This window comes from Streptomyces filipinensis (assembly GCF_014649495.1).
Lineage (GTDB): Bacteria > Actinomycetota > Actinomycetes > Streptomycetales > Streptomycetaceae > Streptomyces > Streptomyces filipinensis.
In genome coordinates, this window is the sequence record NZ_BMTD01000017.1 from 1 (window position 1) to 14831 (window position 14831).

At 69.4% G+C, this 14831-nt stretch carries 6 protein-coding genes, 1 tRNA gene and 1 rRNA gene; 7 read left to right on the forward strand and 1 reads right to left on the reverse strand.

The window, feature by feature from the left end; all coding sequences use genetic code 11:
• The first annotated feature begins 108 nt into the window (after positions 1-108).
• From rrf to IE244_RS30805, 3 genes are all read left to right on the forward strand, one after another.
• A 5S ribosomal RNA gene (gene rrf, locus IE244_RS30795) occupies positions 109-225 on the forward strand.
• A gap of 115 nt (positions 226-340) precedes the next feature.
• On the forward strand, positions 341-1003 hold the full coding sequence (locus IE244_RS30800) for a DegT/DnrJ/EryC1/StrS family aminotransferase (protein ID WP_191877003.1): 663 nt from the start codon (positions 341-343) through the stop codon (positions 1001-1003).
• 85 nt (positions 1004-1088) lie between these two features.
• Positions 1089-1161, forward strand: a tRNA-Thr gene (locus tag IE244_RS30805).
• 39 nt (positions 1162-1200) lie between these two features.
• Here the strand turns inward: IE244_RS30805 and IE244_RS30810 are convergent.
• Positions 1201-3960: a SpoIIE family protein phosphatase gene (locus IE244_RS30810; RefSeq protein WP_191876844.1), complete on the reverse strand. Its 2760-nt coding sequence runs from the start codon at positions 3958-3960 to the stop codon at positions 1201-1203.
• A 408-nt stretch (positions 3961-4368) separates the two neighbouring features.
• Here IE244_RS30810 and IE244_RS30815 point away from each other — a divergent pair, with 408 nt between their 5' ends.
• The 4 genes from IE244_RS30815 to IE244_RS30830 all read left to right on the forward strand — a co-directional run bounded on the left by IE244_RS30815 (position 4369) and on the right by IE244_RS30830 (position 14801).
• The gene (locus IE244_RS30815; protein WP_191876845.1) at positions 4369-9831 is read left to right on the forward strand and encodes a HAMP domain-containing protein; all 5463 of its coding nucleotides are present in this window, start codon (positions 4369-4371) and stop codon (positions 9829-9831) included.
• A 298-nt stretch (positions 9832-10129) separates the two neighbouring features.
• Positions 10130-10810 carry a response regulator gene (locus IE244_RS30820; protein WP_191876846.1) on the forward strand — a complete coding sequence of 227 codons (681 nt, stop codon included), beginning with the start codon at positions 10130-10132 and terminating at the stop codon, positions 10808-10810.
• A gap of 124 nt (positions 10811-10934) precedes the next feature.
• On the forward strand, positions 10935-13676 hold the full coding sequence (locus tag IE244_RS30825) for a DNA translocase FtsK (RefSeq protein ID WP_191876847.1): 2742 nt from the start codon (positions 10935-10937) through the stop codon (positions 13674-13676).
• Between the two features lie 279 nt (positions 13677-13955).
• Positions 13956-14801, forward strand: coding sequence for a helix-turn-helix domain-containing protein (locus IE244_RS30830; protein ID WP_191876848.1), 846 nt, complete (start codon positions 13956-13958; stop codon positions 14799-14801).
• The last annotated feature ends 30 nt before the right edge of the window (positions 14802-14831 follow it).

Consider the following 14831-nt stretch of genomic DNA (forward strand, 5'->3'; position numbering starts at 1 on the left):
CGAGGGCTTGTCCTCAGTTGCTCGCGTCCACTGTGTTGGTTCTGAAACCACGAACGGCCCCACGTTTCACAGAGCGTGGTGCGGCAATGTTCGACAGTTTCATAATGTTTCGGTGGTCATAGCGTGAGGGAAACGCCCGGTTACATTCCGAACCCGGAAGCTAAGCCTCACAGCGCCGATGGTACTGCAGGGGGGACCCTGTGGGAGAGTAGGACGCCGCCGAACAATTCTTACAAAAGGTCGGATCCTGAACTTCGGTTCAGGGTCCGACCTTTTTACGTTTTGCTTAACGTGTCGTTCACGTCGCACGCCCAGCATCCAGCACATGGGAACTGCTGCAATGCTCAGGGCCGCCGGTGTCGGAGTCGGTGACGAGGTCGTCGTACCGGCCTTCGGAAACGTCGAAGTCGCCGAGGCCGTGACCCAGGCCGGCGCGCTCCCGGTGTTCGCCGACATAGACCCGGTGACCTACTGCCTCGCCCCGGGCGCCGTCGAGGCAGCCGTAACTCCGCGTACGGCCACGGTCGTTGTCGTCCACCGCTTCGGACGGTCGGCCGACCTCGCCCGACTGCACGCGATCGGGCAGCGGCACGGGCTGCTCGTGCTGGAACAGGGCGAGTCCGAGGCGCCGTACGACGAGATAGCGCAGCGCAGGGAGCGGGCCGCGTATCTCGACGCCAAGCTGAAGGGCGTACGGAAGCCGGACGGGGGTGACGGGCACACCTATCAGCAGTACGTCGTGCGGGTGCCGGGGAACGGCCGGCCGGACCGCGACGCCTTCGCGCTGGCCTTGCGGGCCAAGGGAGTTGAGTGCCGGGTCCCGGTCAAGACGCCCGTGCACCGGTTGCCTGAGTTCCGTCGGTGCGTGTCCCTGCCGGAGACCGAGCGGGCCGCCGACGAGACGCTGACGTTGCCCGTGGACGCCTCGCTCACCAAGCGGGAGATGCAGCGGATCGTGTCCGCGTGCAATGCCCTGGGAGGCTTGCTCCAGCCGGCCTTCTGAGGGGGTGCCGGAACGCATTTGGGAACCCGGGCCGGTTCGGGGTACAGTTTCTTCGTCGCCGCGAGGGAAACCTCGAAAACGACAGGCCCCTATAGCTCAGTCGGCAGAGCGTCTCCATGGTAAGGAGAAGGTCAACGGTTCGATTCCGTTTGGGGGCTCAGTAAAAAAAGACCCCGCCCTTCCGGGCGGGGTCTTTTTCATGCTTCCTTGTGGATTCCCGGGACCCGCATCGCCAGGATCGCCATGTCGTCCGACGGGGCGTCCGACGCGAAGCGCTCCACCGCGCGCATGATGCGAGCCGCGACCGCGCCGGCCGTCAGACCCGTGCATGTCGTGAGGACGTCGGCGAGGCCGTCGTCGCCCAGCATGCGCGCGCCCTCGCGGCGTTCGGTGACGCCGTCCGTGACGCACAGCAGCACATCGCCCGGGTCGAGGGTGACCGTCTCCTCGTGCAGCTCCAGGTCCTCGATCACGCCCAGCAGCGGCTGCGGTTCGGCGGCCGCCGTCACCGTGCCGTCCTGGCGCAGTCGCAGCGGCAGCGGATGCCCGGCGCAGACCACCTTGAGCTCGGCGCTGCCGTCCTCCTGCAGGCGCAGTTCGCCGTAGAGCAGTGTCAGGAAGCGGCTGCGGTCGCCCTCGTCGAGGATCGCGGAGTTCAGGCGCTGCAGGACCGCCGGCCCGGACAGGCCCTCGCGGGCCAGCAGGCGCAGCGCGTGCCGGGCGAGGCCGGTGACCGCCGCCGCGTTCGGGCCCGTGCCGCACACGTCACCGATGGCGAAGCCGTAGGCGCCGTTGCCGATCGGGAAGAGGTCGTAGAAGTCGCCGCCGACCTCGTTGCCCTCGCCGGCGGCGCGGTAGATGACCTCTACTTCGACGCCGTCGATGTGTGGCGTCCCCGGCGGGAGCAGGCTGCGCTGGAGGGCCTGGCTGATCGCCGTGCGCTCCGAGTAGAGGCGGGCGTTGTCCAGGGCCAGGGCGGCCCGGCGGGACAGGTCCTCGGCCAGCTCCAGGATCTCCTGGCGGAAGTGTTCGTCGGTGGGCTTTCCGAGGACCAGCATGCCGATGACGCGGTTGCGGGCGACGAGGGGGAGCACGACGGTCTCGCCGCCCACCGCGGAGGCCGTGGCGAGGGTGGGACCGATACTGGCGGCGATCTGATGCGTCGGACCGCCGGCCAGGCCGAGGCTGCGCATAGAGCTGCGCAGGGCGGCCTGGTGGGCAACCTCCCCGGGGGTGGGCCACACGCGGGCGCCGGGCGTCGGCACCGGGTCCGGCGGCGAGATCTTCGACAGCAGCGACTTGATGCCGTCGATGAGTTCCTCGTCCTCGTGCAGGACGTACGACAGGTACGGCTCGGAGGCCTGGTCGGCGATCGTGTAGACGGCGCACCAGGTGGCCAGTGTGGGGACCGTCATCTGGGCCATCAGGGCGAGTGTCTGGTCCCGGTCCAGGGTGCCGGCCAGCAGGTCGGAGGCCTCCACCAGGAAGCTCAGGGAGCCGCGGCGCAGCCGCTCCAGCTCGCCCAGCCGGGCCGACTCGACGGCCAGGGCGATGCGGTCGGCGGCGAACTGCAGCCGCAGTGCCTCCTCGTTGGAGTACCGGCCCGGTGCCTCGGCCGCGACGCCGAGCGAGCCGGTGAGGCGGCCCTCGACCTTCAGCGGGACCGTGACGACCGAGCGCATTCCGGTGCCGGAGAGCAGGGGTACGGCCCCCGGTACGGAGGTGAGGTCGTCGTGGACGGCCGGCATCCGCGCGGAGCCGTAGCGGCCGGGGCCGGCCTCGACGGGCACGCGCGCGAAGCGCTGGCGGGCGGAGGGCAGGCCGGTGGAGGCGCGGACCTCCAGCTCGGTCTCGTCGTCGGTGGCCAGCAGCAGGAACGCGGAGTCGCCGTCGAGCATGTCGCGGGCGCGCTCCACCGTGCGCTGCAGGAGGCCGTCGAGGTCGTCCGGGGCGGGGGAGCCGATGAAGACCTCGAAGGGGTCGCTGCTCTGGCCGTCGGACGGCTGGTTCTGGTCGGTGGCGGGCACGCGCGGCGGGGACTGGAGAACGGCGCGTTCGTGGTCGCGGACCAGGAGGCAGACGGTGGAGGGCTCGCCGCCGGTGTCGCGGACCCTGAGGTGGGAGGCGTAGACCGGGGCCACGCGGCCGTCGGCGCCGCGGATGCCGTAGCTGCCCTCCCAGCGGGAGAGCTGCAGGGCCTCGGCCACGCCGGTGCTGGTGCCGGGGGTGTGCGGCCAGGCCGCGAGTTCGGTGAGGGGCCGGCCGATGACCTCGCCGGCCGCGTGGCCGAAGAGTTCCTCGGCGTCCTCGTTCCAGGAGGTGATGGCGCCCTTGCGGTCGATCTGGAGGACGGCGACGCGGACCCGGCCGTCGGCCAGCGGGAGCAGCTCGGCGGGCAGGGAGGGGCCGGCGGTTCGGGTGCCGACCGGGCGTTCGGGGAGGTTGAGCTGGAACCAGACGTTCTTGTGGGTGGGTGTGTAGTCGACGCCCCAGCGGGTGGCCAGGGCGGCGCACAGCTGGAGGCCGCGGCCGCCCTCGCGGTCGGGGCTGCCCATGGGCGTGCCGGTGTTCTGGAGGGGGACCTCGCGTTCGGGATAGCGGTCGGAGACCTCGATGCGCACGCCGTCCTCGGTGCGCAGGCACAGGACGTCCGCGTGCGTGCCCGCGTGGACGACGGCGTTCGTCACGAGCTCGCTGGTGAGGACGACGGCGTCGTCGACGATGTCGGCGAAGCCCCAGCCCTGGAGGGTGTCGCGGACGAAGGACCGAGCGGTCGCGACCGATCGCCCGACGGGCTCGAAGGTGGCGGCCGCGCGCGCGGTGATCACAGAACTCCTCGGCCGGTTGTCTACGTGCAGGGCTGCGTGGCCGGCCGGCTCGCTCCGCTGTTGCGGCATCAGCGCGCCCGTCGGCTGTGGCTCCGGGGGCTGTCCCCCGGGGATGACTCCGGTGGTCATGGTCTGCGGCCGCCCCTCCGATGCCCGCTCGTGCTCGTGCCACCGCCCAGGCCGGTCGGACCGGTGCGGCTGGACAGCCGCATGCAAGGTTACTTACCTTCGCCGTCCGAGCGGATGCCGGTCGCCGGTGTTTACCCCCCAGGGTGTGCGGACGATGTGCGAAGCTGCCGAACTGTTATGGCCTGGTTCGGGCAGGGTGAAACACTGGGCAAGCTTCTGACGAAGGTGGGTCCGGCTGCGTGTGTTCCGTGTACGACGGGCAGCAGCCCCTGGTGTGGCCGGATCTCGTCTGGCAGAAATACGCAGCAGTAACGGGTACGTGGAAGTAACCGGTATGCCGATCAGCGGTGTGCCGGGTCGAAGCGGCCGAGCACAGCAGTAACGGTCTACCCCTCCGGGAGGGACACAGTGGAGTCTGGCGCGGCGACGCGTGGCACGAAGACGCGCGCGAAAGGCGGACCGTCCCTGGGCAGGCGCGGCGGCACCACGGAGGTGGACACGGCTGCCCTGAACCGGCTGCTGACGGCTCTCGTCTCGATGCGGGACGGGAACTTCCGCAAGCGGCTCACCGTCTCCGGGGACGGTGTGATGTCGGAGATCGCGGCCGTCTTCAACGAGGTGGCCGACCGGAATCTGCATCTGACCGGTGAGCTGTCCCGGGTGCGGCGCATGGTGGGCCGTGAGGGAAAGCTCACGGAACGGCTGGAGACGGGGGCGTGTGAGGGGTCGTGGGCGTCCGCGATCGACGCCTCCAACGCGCTGGTGGACGATCTCGTCTGGCCGGTCTCGGAGGTCGGCCGGGTGCTCACGGCGGTCGCCGAGGGTGATCTGTCGCCGCGCATGGAGCTGCGGACGCAGGCTCCGGACGACGGTACGGGGCATCCGCTGCGGGGTGAGTTCCTGAAGGTCGGCCGTACGGTCAACAACCTGGTCGACCAGTTGTCGACGTTCACGGACGAGGTCACGCGCGTGGCCAGTGAGGTCGGCACCGAGGGCAAGCTCGGCGGTCAGGCCCAGCTGCGCGGCATGTCGGGTTCGTGGAAGGACCTGACCGAGTCCGTCAACACCATGGCGAACCGGCTCACCGCACAGGTGCGTGACATCGCGCTGGTGACGACGGCGGTCGCACGGGGTGACCTGTCACGCAAGGTCACCGTGCATGTCGCGGGCGAGATGCTGGAGCTGAAGAACACCGTCAACACGATGGTGGAGCAGCTGTCTTCCTTCTCGTCCGAGGTCACGCGGGTGGCGCGTGAGGTGGGCACCGAGGGCATCCTGGGCGGTCAGGCGCAGGTGCCGGGTGTGGCCGGTGTGTGGAAGGAGCTGACCGACTCCGTCAACACGATGGCGGGCAATCTGACCGCGCAGGTCCGTGGGATCTCGCAGGTGACGACGGCTGTCGCCAACGGTGATCTGTCGCGGAAGGTGACGGTTCCGGCGCGCGGCGAGGTGGCGCAGCTCGCCGAGACGATCAACCAGATGACCGAGACGCTGCGGATCTTCGCGGACGAGGTCACGCGCGTCGCGAACGAGGTCGGCGGGGAGGGGCGGCTGGGCGGTCAGGCGAACGTGCCGGGCGCGGCCGGTACGTGGAAGGACCTGACGGACTCGGTCAACACGGTGTTCCGGAACCTGACCACGCAGGTGCGGGACATCGCGACGGTGACGACGGCGGTGGCCAGCGGTGATCTGTCGCAGAAGGTCACGGTCGACGTGGCCGGCGAGATGCTGGAGCTGAAGAACACCGTCAACGGGATGGTGGACCAGCTGTCGGCGTTCGGTGCCGAGGTGACGCGGGTCGCGCGGGAGATCGGTGTCGAGGGTGAGCTGGGCGGTCAGGCGCAGGTGCCGGGTGCGGCCGGTGCCTGGAAGGACCTGACGGACTCCGTCAACACGGCGTTCCGCAATCTCACCGGTCAGGTGCGCAACATCGCCCAGGTGACGACGGCGGTGGCCAACGGCGACCTGTCCCAGAAGGTCACCGTGGACGTGTCCGGCGAGATGCTCCAGTTGAAGAACACCGTGAACACGATGGTGGACCAGCTGTCGAGCTTCGCCGACCAGGTCACGCGGATGGCCAGGGACGTGGGCACGGAGGGCCGGCTCGGCGGTCAGGCCCGGGTGGACGGCGTGTCGGGCACGTGGAAGGAGTTGACGGACTCCGTCAACTTCATGGCCGGCAACCTGACGTCCCAGGTGCGCAACATCGCCCAGGTGACGACGGCGGTGGCCAACGGCGACCTGTCGCAGAAGATCGACGTTGACGCGCGCGGCGAGATTCTTGAGTTGAAGAACACGATCAACACGATGGTTGATCAGCTGTCCGCCTTCGCCGACCAGGTGACGCGGGTCGCGCGGGACGTGGGTACGGAGGGCCGGCTCGGCGGCCAGGCGCAGGTGCCCGGTGTGGCCGGTGTGTGGCGGGACCTGACGGACTCCGTGAACGGCATGGCCGGCAACCTGACGGCGCAGGTGCGCAACATCGCGCAGGTGGCCACCGCGGTGGCGCGCGGTGACCTCTCCCAGAAGATCACCGTGGACGCGCGCGGGGAGATCCTGGAGCTGAAGAACACGCTGAACACGATGGTGGACCAGCTGTCGTCGTTCGCCCAGGAGGTCACCCGGGTGGCCCGTGAGGTGGGTACGGAGGGCATCCTCGGCGGTCAGGCCGAGGTGCAGGGTGTCTCCGGTACCTGGAAGGACCTCACGCAGTCCGTGAACTTCATGGCGAACAACCTGACGATCCAGGTGCGCAACATCGCCGAGGTCACGACGGCGGTCGCCAAGGGCGACCTGTCGAAGAAGATCACTGTTGACGCGAAGGGCGAGATTCTTGAGCTCGTCACGACGGTCAACACGATGGTTGATCAGCTGTCGAGCTTCGCCGAGCAGGTGACCCGGGTGGCCCGTGAGGTGGGCACCGAGGGCATCCTGGGCGGTCAGGCGCACGTGCCGGGGGTCACCGGTATCTGGAAGGACCTCAGCAACAACGTCAACCTGATGGCCAACAACCTGACCATGCAGGTGCGGAACATCTCGCAGGTGGCCGCGGCGGTCGCCAACGGTGATCTGACGCGTCAGGTCACCATCGAGGCGCGCGGTGAGGTGGCGCAGCTCGCCGACACGATCAACACGATGGTGAAGACGCTGAGCTCGTTCGCCGACCAGGTCACCAAGGTGGCTCGTGAGGTGGGCACGGACGGCATCCTGGGCGGTCAGGCGCATGTGCCGGGTGTGGCCGGCACCTGGAAGGACCTCACCGAGTCGGTGAACCAGATGGCGTCGAACCTGACCGGTCAGGTGCGCAACATCGCCATGGTCACCACGGCGATCGCCAAGGGTGACCTGACGAAGAAGATCGACATTGACGCCCGTGGCGAGATCCTTGAGCTGAAGACGACGATCAACACGATGGTCGACCAGCTGTCCAGCTTCGCCGAGGAGGTCACGCGGGTGGCCCGTGAGGTGGGCACGGAGGGGCAGCTGGGCGGTCAGGCACGCGTGCGTGACGTCGACGGCACCTGGCGGGACCTCACCGAGTCGGTGAACGAGATGGCCGGGAACCTGACCCGGCAGGTGCGTGCCATCGCGCGCGTGGCGACCGCGGTGACCCGCGGTGATCTGAACCTGAAGATCGACGTCGACGCGTCCGGCGAGATCCAGGAGCTGCAGGACTACATCAACAAGATGATCGCCAACCTGCGCGACACGACGATCGCCAACGAGGAGCAGGACTGGCTCAAGGGCAACCTCGCCCGTATCTCCGCGCTGATGCAGGGGCGCCGGGACCTGGAGGACGTCGCCTCGCTGATCATGAGCGAGCTGACGCCGGTGGTGTCCGCGCAGCACGGCGCGTTCTTCGTGGCGATGTCCCTCATGGAGGGCCAGGAGCTGAGCGGCGACGCCGAGGACCACTACGAGCTGCGCATGCTCGGCTCGTACGGCTACTCGATGGGGTCCATGCCGACGTCGTTCCGGCCGGGTGAGGCGCTGGTCGGTACGGCCGCGCAGGAGAAGCGCACGATCCTGGTGGAGAACGCGCCCAGCGGGTATCTGAGGATCTCCTCCGGGCTCGGTGAGGCTCCGCCGGCGCAGGTGATCGTGCTGCCGGTGCTGTTCGAGGGCAATGTGCTCGGTGTGATCGAGCTGGCCTCCTTCACGCCGTTCACGCAGATCCAGAAGGACTTCCTCAACCAGATCGCCGAGATGATCGCGACGAGCGTCAACACCATCTCGGTCAACACCAAGACCGAGCAGCTGCTCAAGCAGTCGCAGGAGCTGACGGAGCAACTGCGCGAGCGTTCGGCCGAGTTGGAGAACCGGCAGAAGGCGCTGCAGGCGTCCAACGCCGAACTGGAGGAGAAGGCCGAGCTGCTGGCCCGGCAGAACCGTGACATCGAGGTGAAGAACACCGAGATCGAGGAGGCCCGGCAGGTCCTGGAGGAGCGTGCCGAGCAGCTCGCGGTGTCGATGCGCTACAAGAGCGAGTTCCTCGCCAACATGTCGCACGAGCTGCGTACGCCGCTCAACTCGCTGCTGATCCTGGCGAAGCTGCTCGCCGACAACGCCGAGGGCAACCTGTCGCCCAAGCAGGTGGAGTTCGCCGAGACCATCCACGGTGCCGGCTCCGACCTGCTCCAGCTGATCAACGACATCCTCGACCTGTCGAAGGTCGAGGCGGGCAAGATGGACGTCTCTCCGACGCGTATCGCGCTCGTGCAGCTCGTGGACTACGTGGAGGCCACGTTCCGGCCGCTGACCGCGGAGAAGGGACTGGACCTGTCCGTACGGGTCTCCCCGGAGCTGCCGGCGACCCTGCACACCGACGAGCAGCGGCTGCTGCAGGTGCTGCGCAACCTGCTGTCGAACGCGGTGAAGTTCACCGACTCCGGGTCGGTGGAGCTGGTGATCAGGCCGGCCGGCGCGGGCGTGCCCCTGGGCATCCGGGAGCAGCTGCTGGAGGCCGGCTCGCTGACCGATCCGGACGGGCCGCTGATCGCGTTCTCGGTGACGGACACCGGCATCGGTATCGCGGCCAGCAAGATGCGGGTGATCTTCGAGGCGTTCAAGCAGGCGGACGGCACGACCAGCCGCAAGTACGGCGGCACCGGCCTCGGCCTGTCCATCTCGCGGGAGATCGCCCAGCTGCTCGGCGGTGAGATCCACGCGCAGAGCGAGCCGGGCCGCGGCTCGACGTTCACGCTGTACCTGCCGTTGCACCCGAGCGAACTGCCGCCGCAGGGCTACCAGCAGTCCGTGCCCCCGCTGGAGGCCGGCGAGCTGCTCGCCTCCGAGGCGGAGCGGTCCTCGGAGCTGTCCGCCGTGGAGATCGAGACCCCGGCCGAGGTGAAGTCGTACCAGGAGACGCAGAACGGTCCCGCGGCGCTCTTCCGGCGCCGGCGGCGGAGTCTGCCGCAGGGTGAGCTGCGGTCCGAGTACCGGACGGCGCTCCCGGAGCAGGAGAGCGCGCCGCAGGCCGCGCGCGGGGTGCGGTTCGGCGGCGAGAAGGTCCTGATCGTCGACGACGACATCCGTAACGTGTTCGCGCTGACCAGCGTCCTGGAGCAGCACGGCCTGTCGGTGCTGTACGCCGAGAACGGCCGGGAGGGCATCGAGGTGCTGGAGCAGCACGACGACGTGGCGGTCGTGCTGATGGACATCATGATGCCGGAGATGGACGGGTACGCGACGACCACGGCGATCCGCAGGATGCCGCAGTTCGCCGGGCTGCCGATCATCGCGCTGACCGCGAAGGCGATGAAGGGCGACCGGGAGAAGGCGATCGAGTCCGGTGCCTCCGACTACGTCACCAAGCCGGTCGACCCGGATCATCTGCTGGCCGTGATGCAGCAGTGGATGGGCCGGGAGTGACACGATCGGCGCGCCGGGATGTGAACGGCCGGGGAACCCTCGGCGTGTGTCGGGAGTTGCCCACTTGAGGTGACGGCGAACGGACGACCTAAGGTGGCTGGCAACGTATGGGAATGCGGGATTCCGGGAACCATCCCGGCCCCCGCCGCGTTTGCGGTACGTGCACAGTGACATCGCGGTGACAGGGTGTGGCGACAGGCGGGGTGCGGCTGCGATGACCGGCACAAGGACGGGCGGCGAAAGGGAGTCGTCCCCTGGGGCGGCGCCCGGTGTACCGCCGGGGCGAGGAGGGCGGGCCATGGTGCAGAAGGCCAAGATCCTCCTGGTCGATGACCGGCCGGAGAATCTGCTGGCGCTGGAGGCGATCCTCTCTGCGCTCGATCAGACGCTGGTGCGGGCATCGAGCGGGGAGGAAGCGCTCAAGGCACTGCTCACGGACGATTTCGCGGTCATTCTGCTGGACGTCCAGATGCCGGGCATGGACGGGTTCGAGACGGCCGCGCACATCAAGCGGCGCGAGCGGACCCGGGACATCCCGATCATCTTCCTCACGGCGATCAACCACGGCCCGCACCACACCTTCCGCGGCTACGCGGCGGGTGCGGTCGACTACATCTCCAAGCCGTTCGACCCGTGGGTGCTGCGCGCGAAGGTGTCGGTGTTCGTCGAGCTGTACATGAAGAACTGCCAGCTGCGCGAGCAGGCGGCACTGCTGCGGCTGCAGTTGGAGGGCGGCGGCAAGGGCGGGGTCGGCGGCAAGGAGCCGGCCGGGCTGCTCGCCGAGCTGTCCGCGCGGCTCGCAGCCGTCGAGGAGCAGGCCGAGGCCCTGTCCAAGCAGCTGGACGACGATTCGGCGGACGCGGCCGCGGTGGCCACGGCGGCCCATCTGGAGCGCAAGCTCACCGGGTTGCGGCGCGCGCTCGACGCCCTGGAGCCGGGTGCCGGCACCGGCGGCTCGTCGGTGCCGGCGCAGAACTGACGTACGCCCGGGTGGCGGTTGCCCATGAGCGTGCGTCAGTTCCGCGCCCCGTAAAGGGCGACACGAACGGGTGAAGCTGTGGGCACACGTGTCCGCTGTCGTCTCCCCCGGTAATCTCACACCCATGGCCTCACGTCCCTCCGCAGCCAAGAAGCAGCCCGCGAAGAAGGCGGCTGCTCCCGCGAAGGCTCCGGCGAAGAAGGCCGCAGCGAAGAAGGCTCCTGCCAAGAAGACGCCCGCGAAGAAGGCACCGGCCAAGAAGGCGGCGCCCAAGCCGGCACCGAACCCCACCGGGGGCGTGTACCGGCTCGTGCGCGCCCTGTGGCTGGGGTGCGCGCACGCTGTCGGCGCCGTGTTCCGCGGCATAGGGCAGGGCGCGAAGAACCTCGATCCGGCCCACCGCAAGGACGGCGTCGCGCTGCTGCTGTTCGGTGTCGCGCTGATCGTCGCCGCCGGCACCTGGGCGGATCTGAAGGGCCCCGTCGGCGATCTGGTGGAGATCCTCGTCACGGGCGCCTTTGGCCGGCTCGACCTGCTGGTGCCGATACTGCTCGCGGTGATCGCCGTGCGGTTCATCCGGCACCCGGAGAAGCCGGAGGCCAACGGCCGGATCGTGATCGGCCTGTCCGCGCTCGTCATCGGCGTGCTCGGCCAGGTCCACATCGCGTGCGGGTCGCCCGCGCGCAGCGACGGCATGCAGGCGATAAGGGACGCCGGCGGCCTCATCGGCTGGGCGGCGGCCACCCCGCTGACGTACGCGATGACCGAGATGCTCGCGGTCCCCCTGCTGGTGCTGCTGACGATCTTCGGTCTGCTCGTGGTGACCGCCACCCCGGTCAACGCCATCCCGCAGCGGCTGCGGGCGCTCGGCGTGCGCCTGGGCGTACTGCACGACCACGAGGCCGAGGAGTTCACCGGGGACGACGCGCGCTACGACGAGCAGTGGCGCGAGGCGCTGCCCGCGCGCCCCCGCAAGCGCTCGGCCGCCCCCCGGGCCTACGACCCCGACGGCGCCGAGGAGGAGGCGCTCTCGCAGCGCCGTGGCCGCCCCAGGCGCTCCGCGGTGCCCCAGCCGGATCCGCAGCGCCACATGGACGCCGTGGACGTCGCGGCCGAGGCCGCCGCGGCGCTCGACGGTGCGGTGCTGCACGGCATGCCGCCGTCCCCGCTGGTCGCCGACCTCACCCAGGGCGTCAGCGTCGGAGACCGCCAGGAGACCACGCCGGTGCCCGCGCCGGCGCCGGCCCCGGAACCCGTGCCCTCACCGGTGCCGGCCGCGCGCCCCCAGCAGGAGGAACTCAGGGCCGGGGTCGTCCCCGACCTGACCAAGAAGGCCCCCGAGGAGTTGCGCGACCTGCCCCCGCGGGCGGAGCAGCTCCAGCTCTCCGGGGACATCACCTACGCGCTGCCGAAGCTGGACCTCCTCACGCGCGGTGGCCCCGGCAAGGCGCGCAGCGCCGCGAACGACGCGGTCGTCGCCTCGCTCACCCAGGTCTTCACCGAGTTCAAGGTCGACGCGGCCGTCACCGGCTTCACCCGCGGCCCGACGGTGACCCGCTACGAGGTCGAGCTCGGCCCCGCCGTGAAGGTCGAGCGGATCACCGCGCTGACCAAGAACATCGCGTACGCCGTCGCCAGCCCGGACGTGCGGATCATCAGCCCCATCCCCGGCAAGTCCGCGGTGGGCATCGAGATCCCGAACACCGACCGCGAGATGGTCAACCTCGGCGACGTACTGCGCCTCGCGGAGTCCGCCGAGGACGACGACCCGATGCTGGTCGCCTTCGGCAAGGACGTCGAGGGCGGGTACGTGATGCACTCGCTGGCCAAGATGCCGCACATGCTGGTCGCCGGTGCCACCGGTTCGGGCAAGTCGTCCTGCATCAACTGCCTCATCACCTCGGTCATGATGCGGGCGACCCCGGAGGACGTCCGGATGATCCTGGTCGACCCCAAGCGGGTCGAGCTGACCGCCTACGAGGGCATCCCGCACCTGATCACGCCGATCATCACCAACCCCAAGCGCGCCGCCGAGGCGCTGCAGTGGGTCGTCCGCGAGATGGACCTGCGCTACGACGACCTCGCGGCCTACGGCTACCGGCACATCGACGACTTCAACCGCGCGGTGCGCGAGGGCAAGGCCAAGCCGCCCCAGGGCAGCGAGCGGGAGCTGCAGCCGTACCCGTACCTGCTGGTGATCGTGGACGAGCTGGCCGACCTGATGATGGTGGCCCCGCGCGACGTCGAGGACGCGATCGTGCGCATCACGCAGCTCGCGCGCGCGGCCGGTATCCACCTGGTGCTCGCCACCCAGCGTCCGTCGGTCGACGTGGTCACCGGTCTCATCAAGGCCAACGTGCCCTCCCGGCTGGCCTTCGCCACCTCCTCGCTCGCCGACTCCCGGGTCATCCTCGACCAGCCGGGCGCCGAGAAGCTGATCGGCAAGGGCGACGGTCTGTTCCTGCCCATGGGGGCGAACAAGCCCACCCGTATGCAGGGCGCGTTCGTCACCGAGGCCGAGGTCGCGGCCGTCGTGCAGCACTGCAAGGACCAGATGGCGCCGGTCTTCCGCGACGACGTCACGGTCGGCAGCAAACAGAAGAAGGAGATCGACGAGGACATCGGTGACGACCTCGACCTGCTGTGCCAGGCGGCCGAGCTGGTCGTCTCCACCCAGTTCGGGTCGACCTCCATGCTGCAGCGCAAGCTGCGGGTCGGCTTCGCCAAGGCCGGCCGGCTCATGGACCTCATGGAGTCCCGCAGCATCGTGGGACCGAGCGAGGGCTCCAAGGCGCGTGACGTTCTGGTGAAGCCCGACGAACTGGACGGCGTGCTCGCCCTGATCCGCGGGGAGTCCGAGGGGTAGGGCGAAGGGCTGTCCGGCGGACGCCGGTTACGCCGGGTGGCCGGATCGTCGTGATCCACTTGTTAGAGAACGGGGAGCAACCGTTTCCCTTTGTCGTACGTCCAGTTGAGCGAGAGGACAGGTAGTCGTCCCATCATGGGGTATCTGCCTGTCAAGCCCTCGAAACGTCCGGCCGTTCCGATGGCGTACAAAGTCCCACCGCCCGGTTGCCCCACCCTTTCGCACCACCCCTAGACTGAGCTTCCAGCGCAGGTGGCTACACGCTCGAAAGGCGCCCCCGTGTCCATCGGCAACTCCCCTGAAGACGAGCGTCCGTTCCCAGACGAGTCCCAGGAGGCCCGCGTCTCCGTGGGCCGCGCCCTGCAGCAGGCGCGGATCGCGGCCGGGCTCACCGTGGAGGACGTCAGCAGCGCCACTCGTGTCCGCACCGCCATCGTGCACGCCATCGAGGTGGACGACTTCGCGCCGTGCGGTGGCGATGTGTACGCCCGCGGGCACCTCCGCACGCTGGCCAAGGCGGTCCGCCTCGACCCTGCGCCGCTGATCGCCCAGTTCGACGCCGAGCACGGCGGCCGCCCCGCGCCCACGCCGGCCGCACCCCTGTTCGAGGCGGAGCGCATCCGGCCCGAGCGGCGCGGGCCGAACTGGACCGCGGCCATGGTCGCCGCGATCGTCGTCGTGATCGGATTCGTCGGCTTCACCGCGGTCAAGGGCGGCGGCTCGGGGAACGATGCGAAGTCGCAGGTCGCCGAGGGTGGCCGTACGCCCGCGGCGAGCAAGCCCGCCTCGGCCGCGCCGAAGAGGGACAAGCACGCCGCGCCGAGCACCGAGCCCTCCGACAGTGCCATCGCCGCCGCGCCCCAGGACAAGGTGACCGTCCAGGTCAGCGCCCCCAACGGACGCAGCTGGATCTCGGCCAAGGATCACAACGGCCGGATGCTCTTCGACGGACTGCTGAAGAAGGGCCAGTCCAAGACCTTCCAGGACAGCTCCAAGATCAACCTGATCCTCGGTGACGCCGGCGCGATCGAGCTGTACGTCAACGGCAAGAAGATCGACGACAACTTCCAGCCCGGTGCCGTGGAGCGCCTGACCTACACGAAGGGCGACCCGGTCGCGGGCTGACGACAGCTGCGCGAAGTGCCGGTGTGACGG

What these genes read in the sequence shown, in the direction of transcription:
- IE244_RS30800 (WP_191877003.1), top strand. Translation starts at nt 341, where the DNA reads ATGCTCAGGGCCGCCGGTGTCGGAGTCGGTGACGAGGTCGTCGTACCG.
- IE244_RS30810 (WP_191876844.1), bottom strand. Translation starts at nt 3,960, where the DNA reads ATGACCACCGGAGTCATCCCCGGGGGACAGCCCCCGGAGCCACAGCCG.
- IE244_RS30820 (WP_191876846.1), top strand. Translation starts at nt 10,130, where the DNA reads ATGGTGCAGAAGGCCAAGATCCTCCTGGTCGATGACCGGCCGGAGAAT.
- IE244_RS30825 (WP_191876847.1), top strand. Translation starts at nt 10,935, where the DNA reads ATGGCCTCACGTCCCTCCGCAGCCAAGAAGCAGCCCGCGAAGAAGGCG.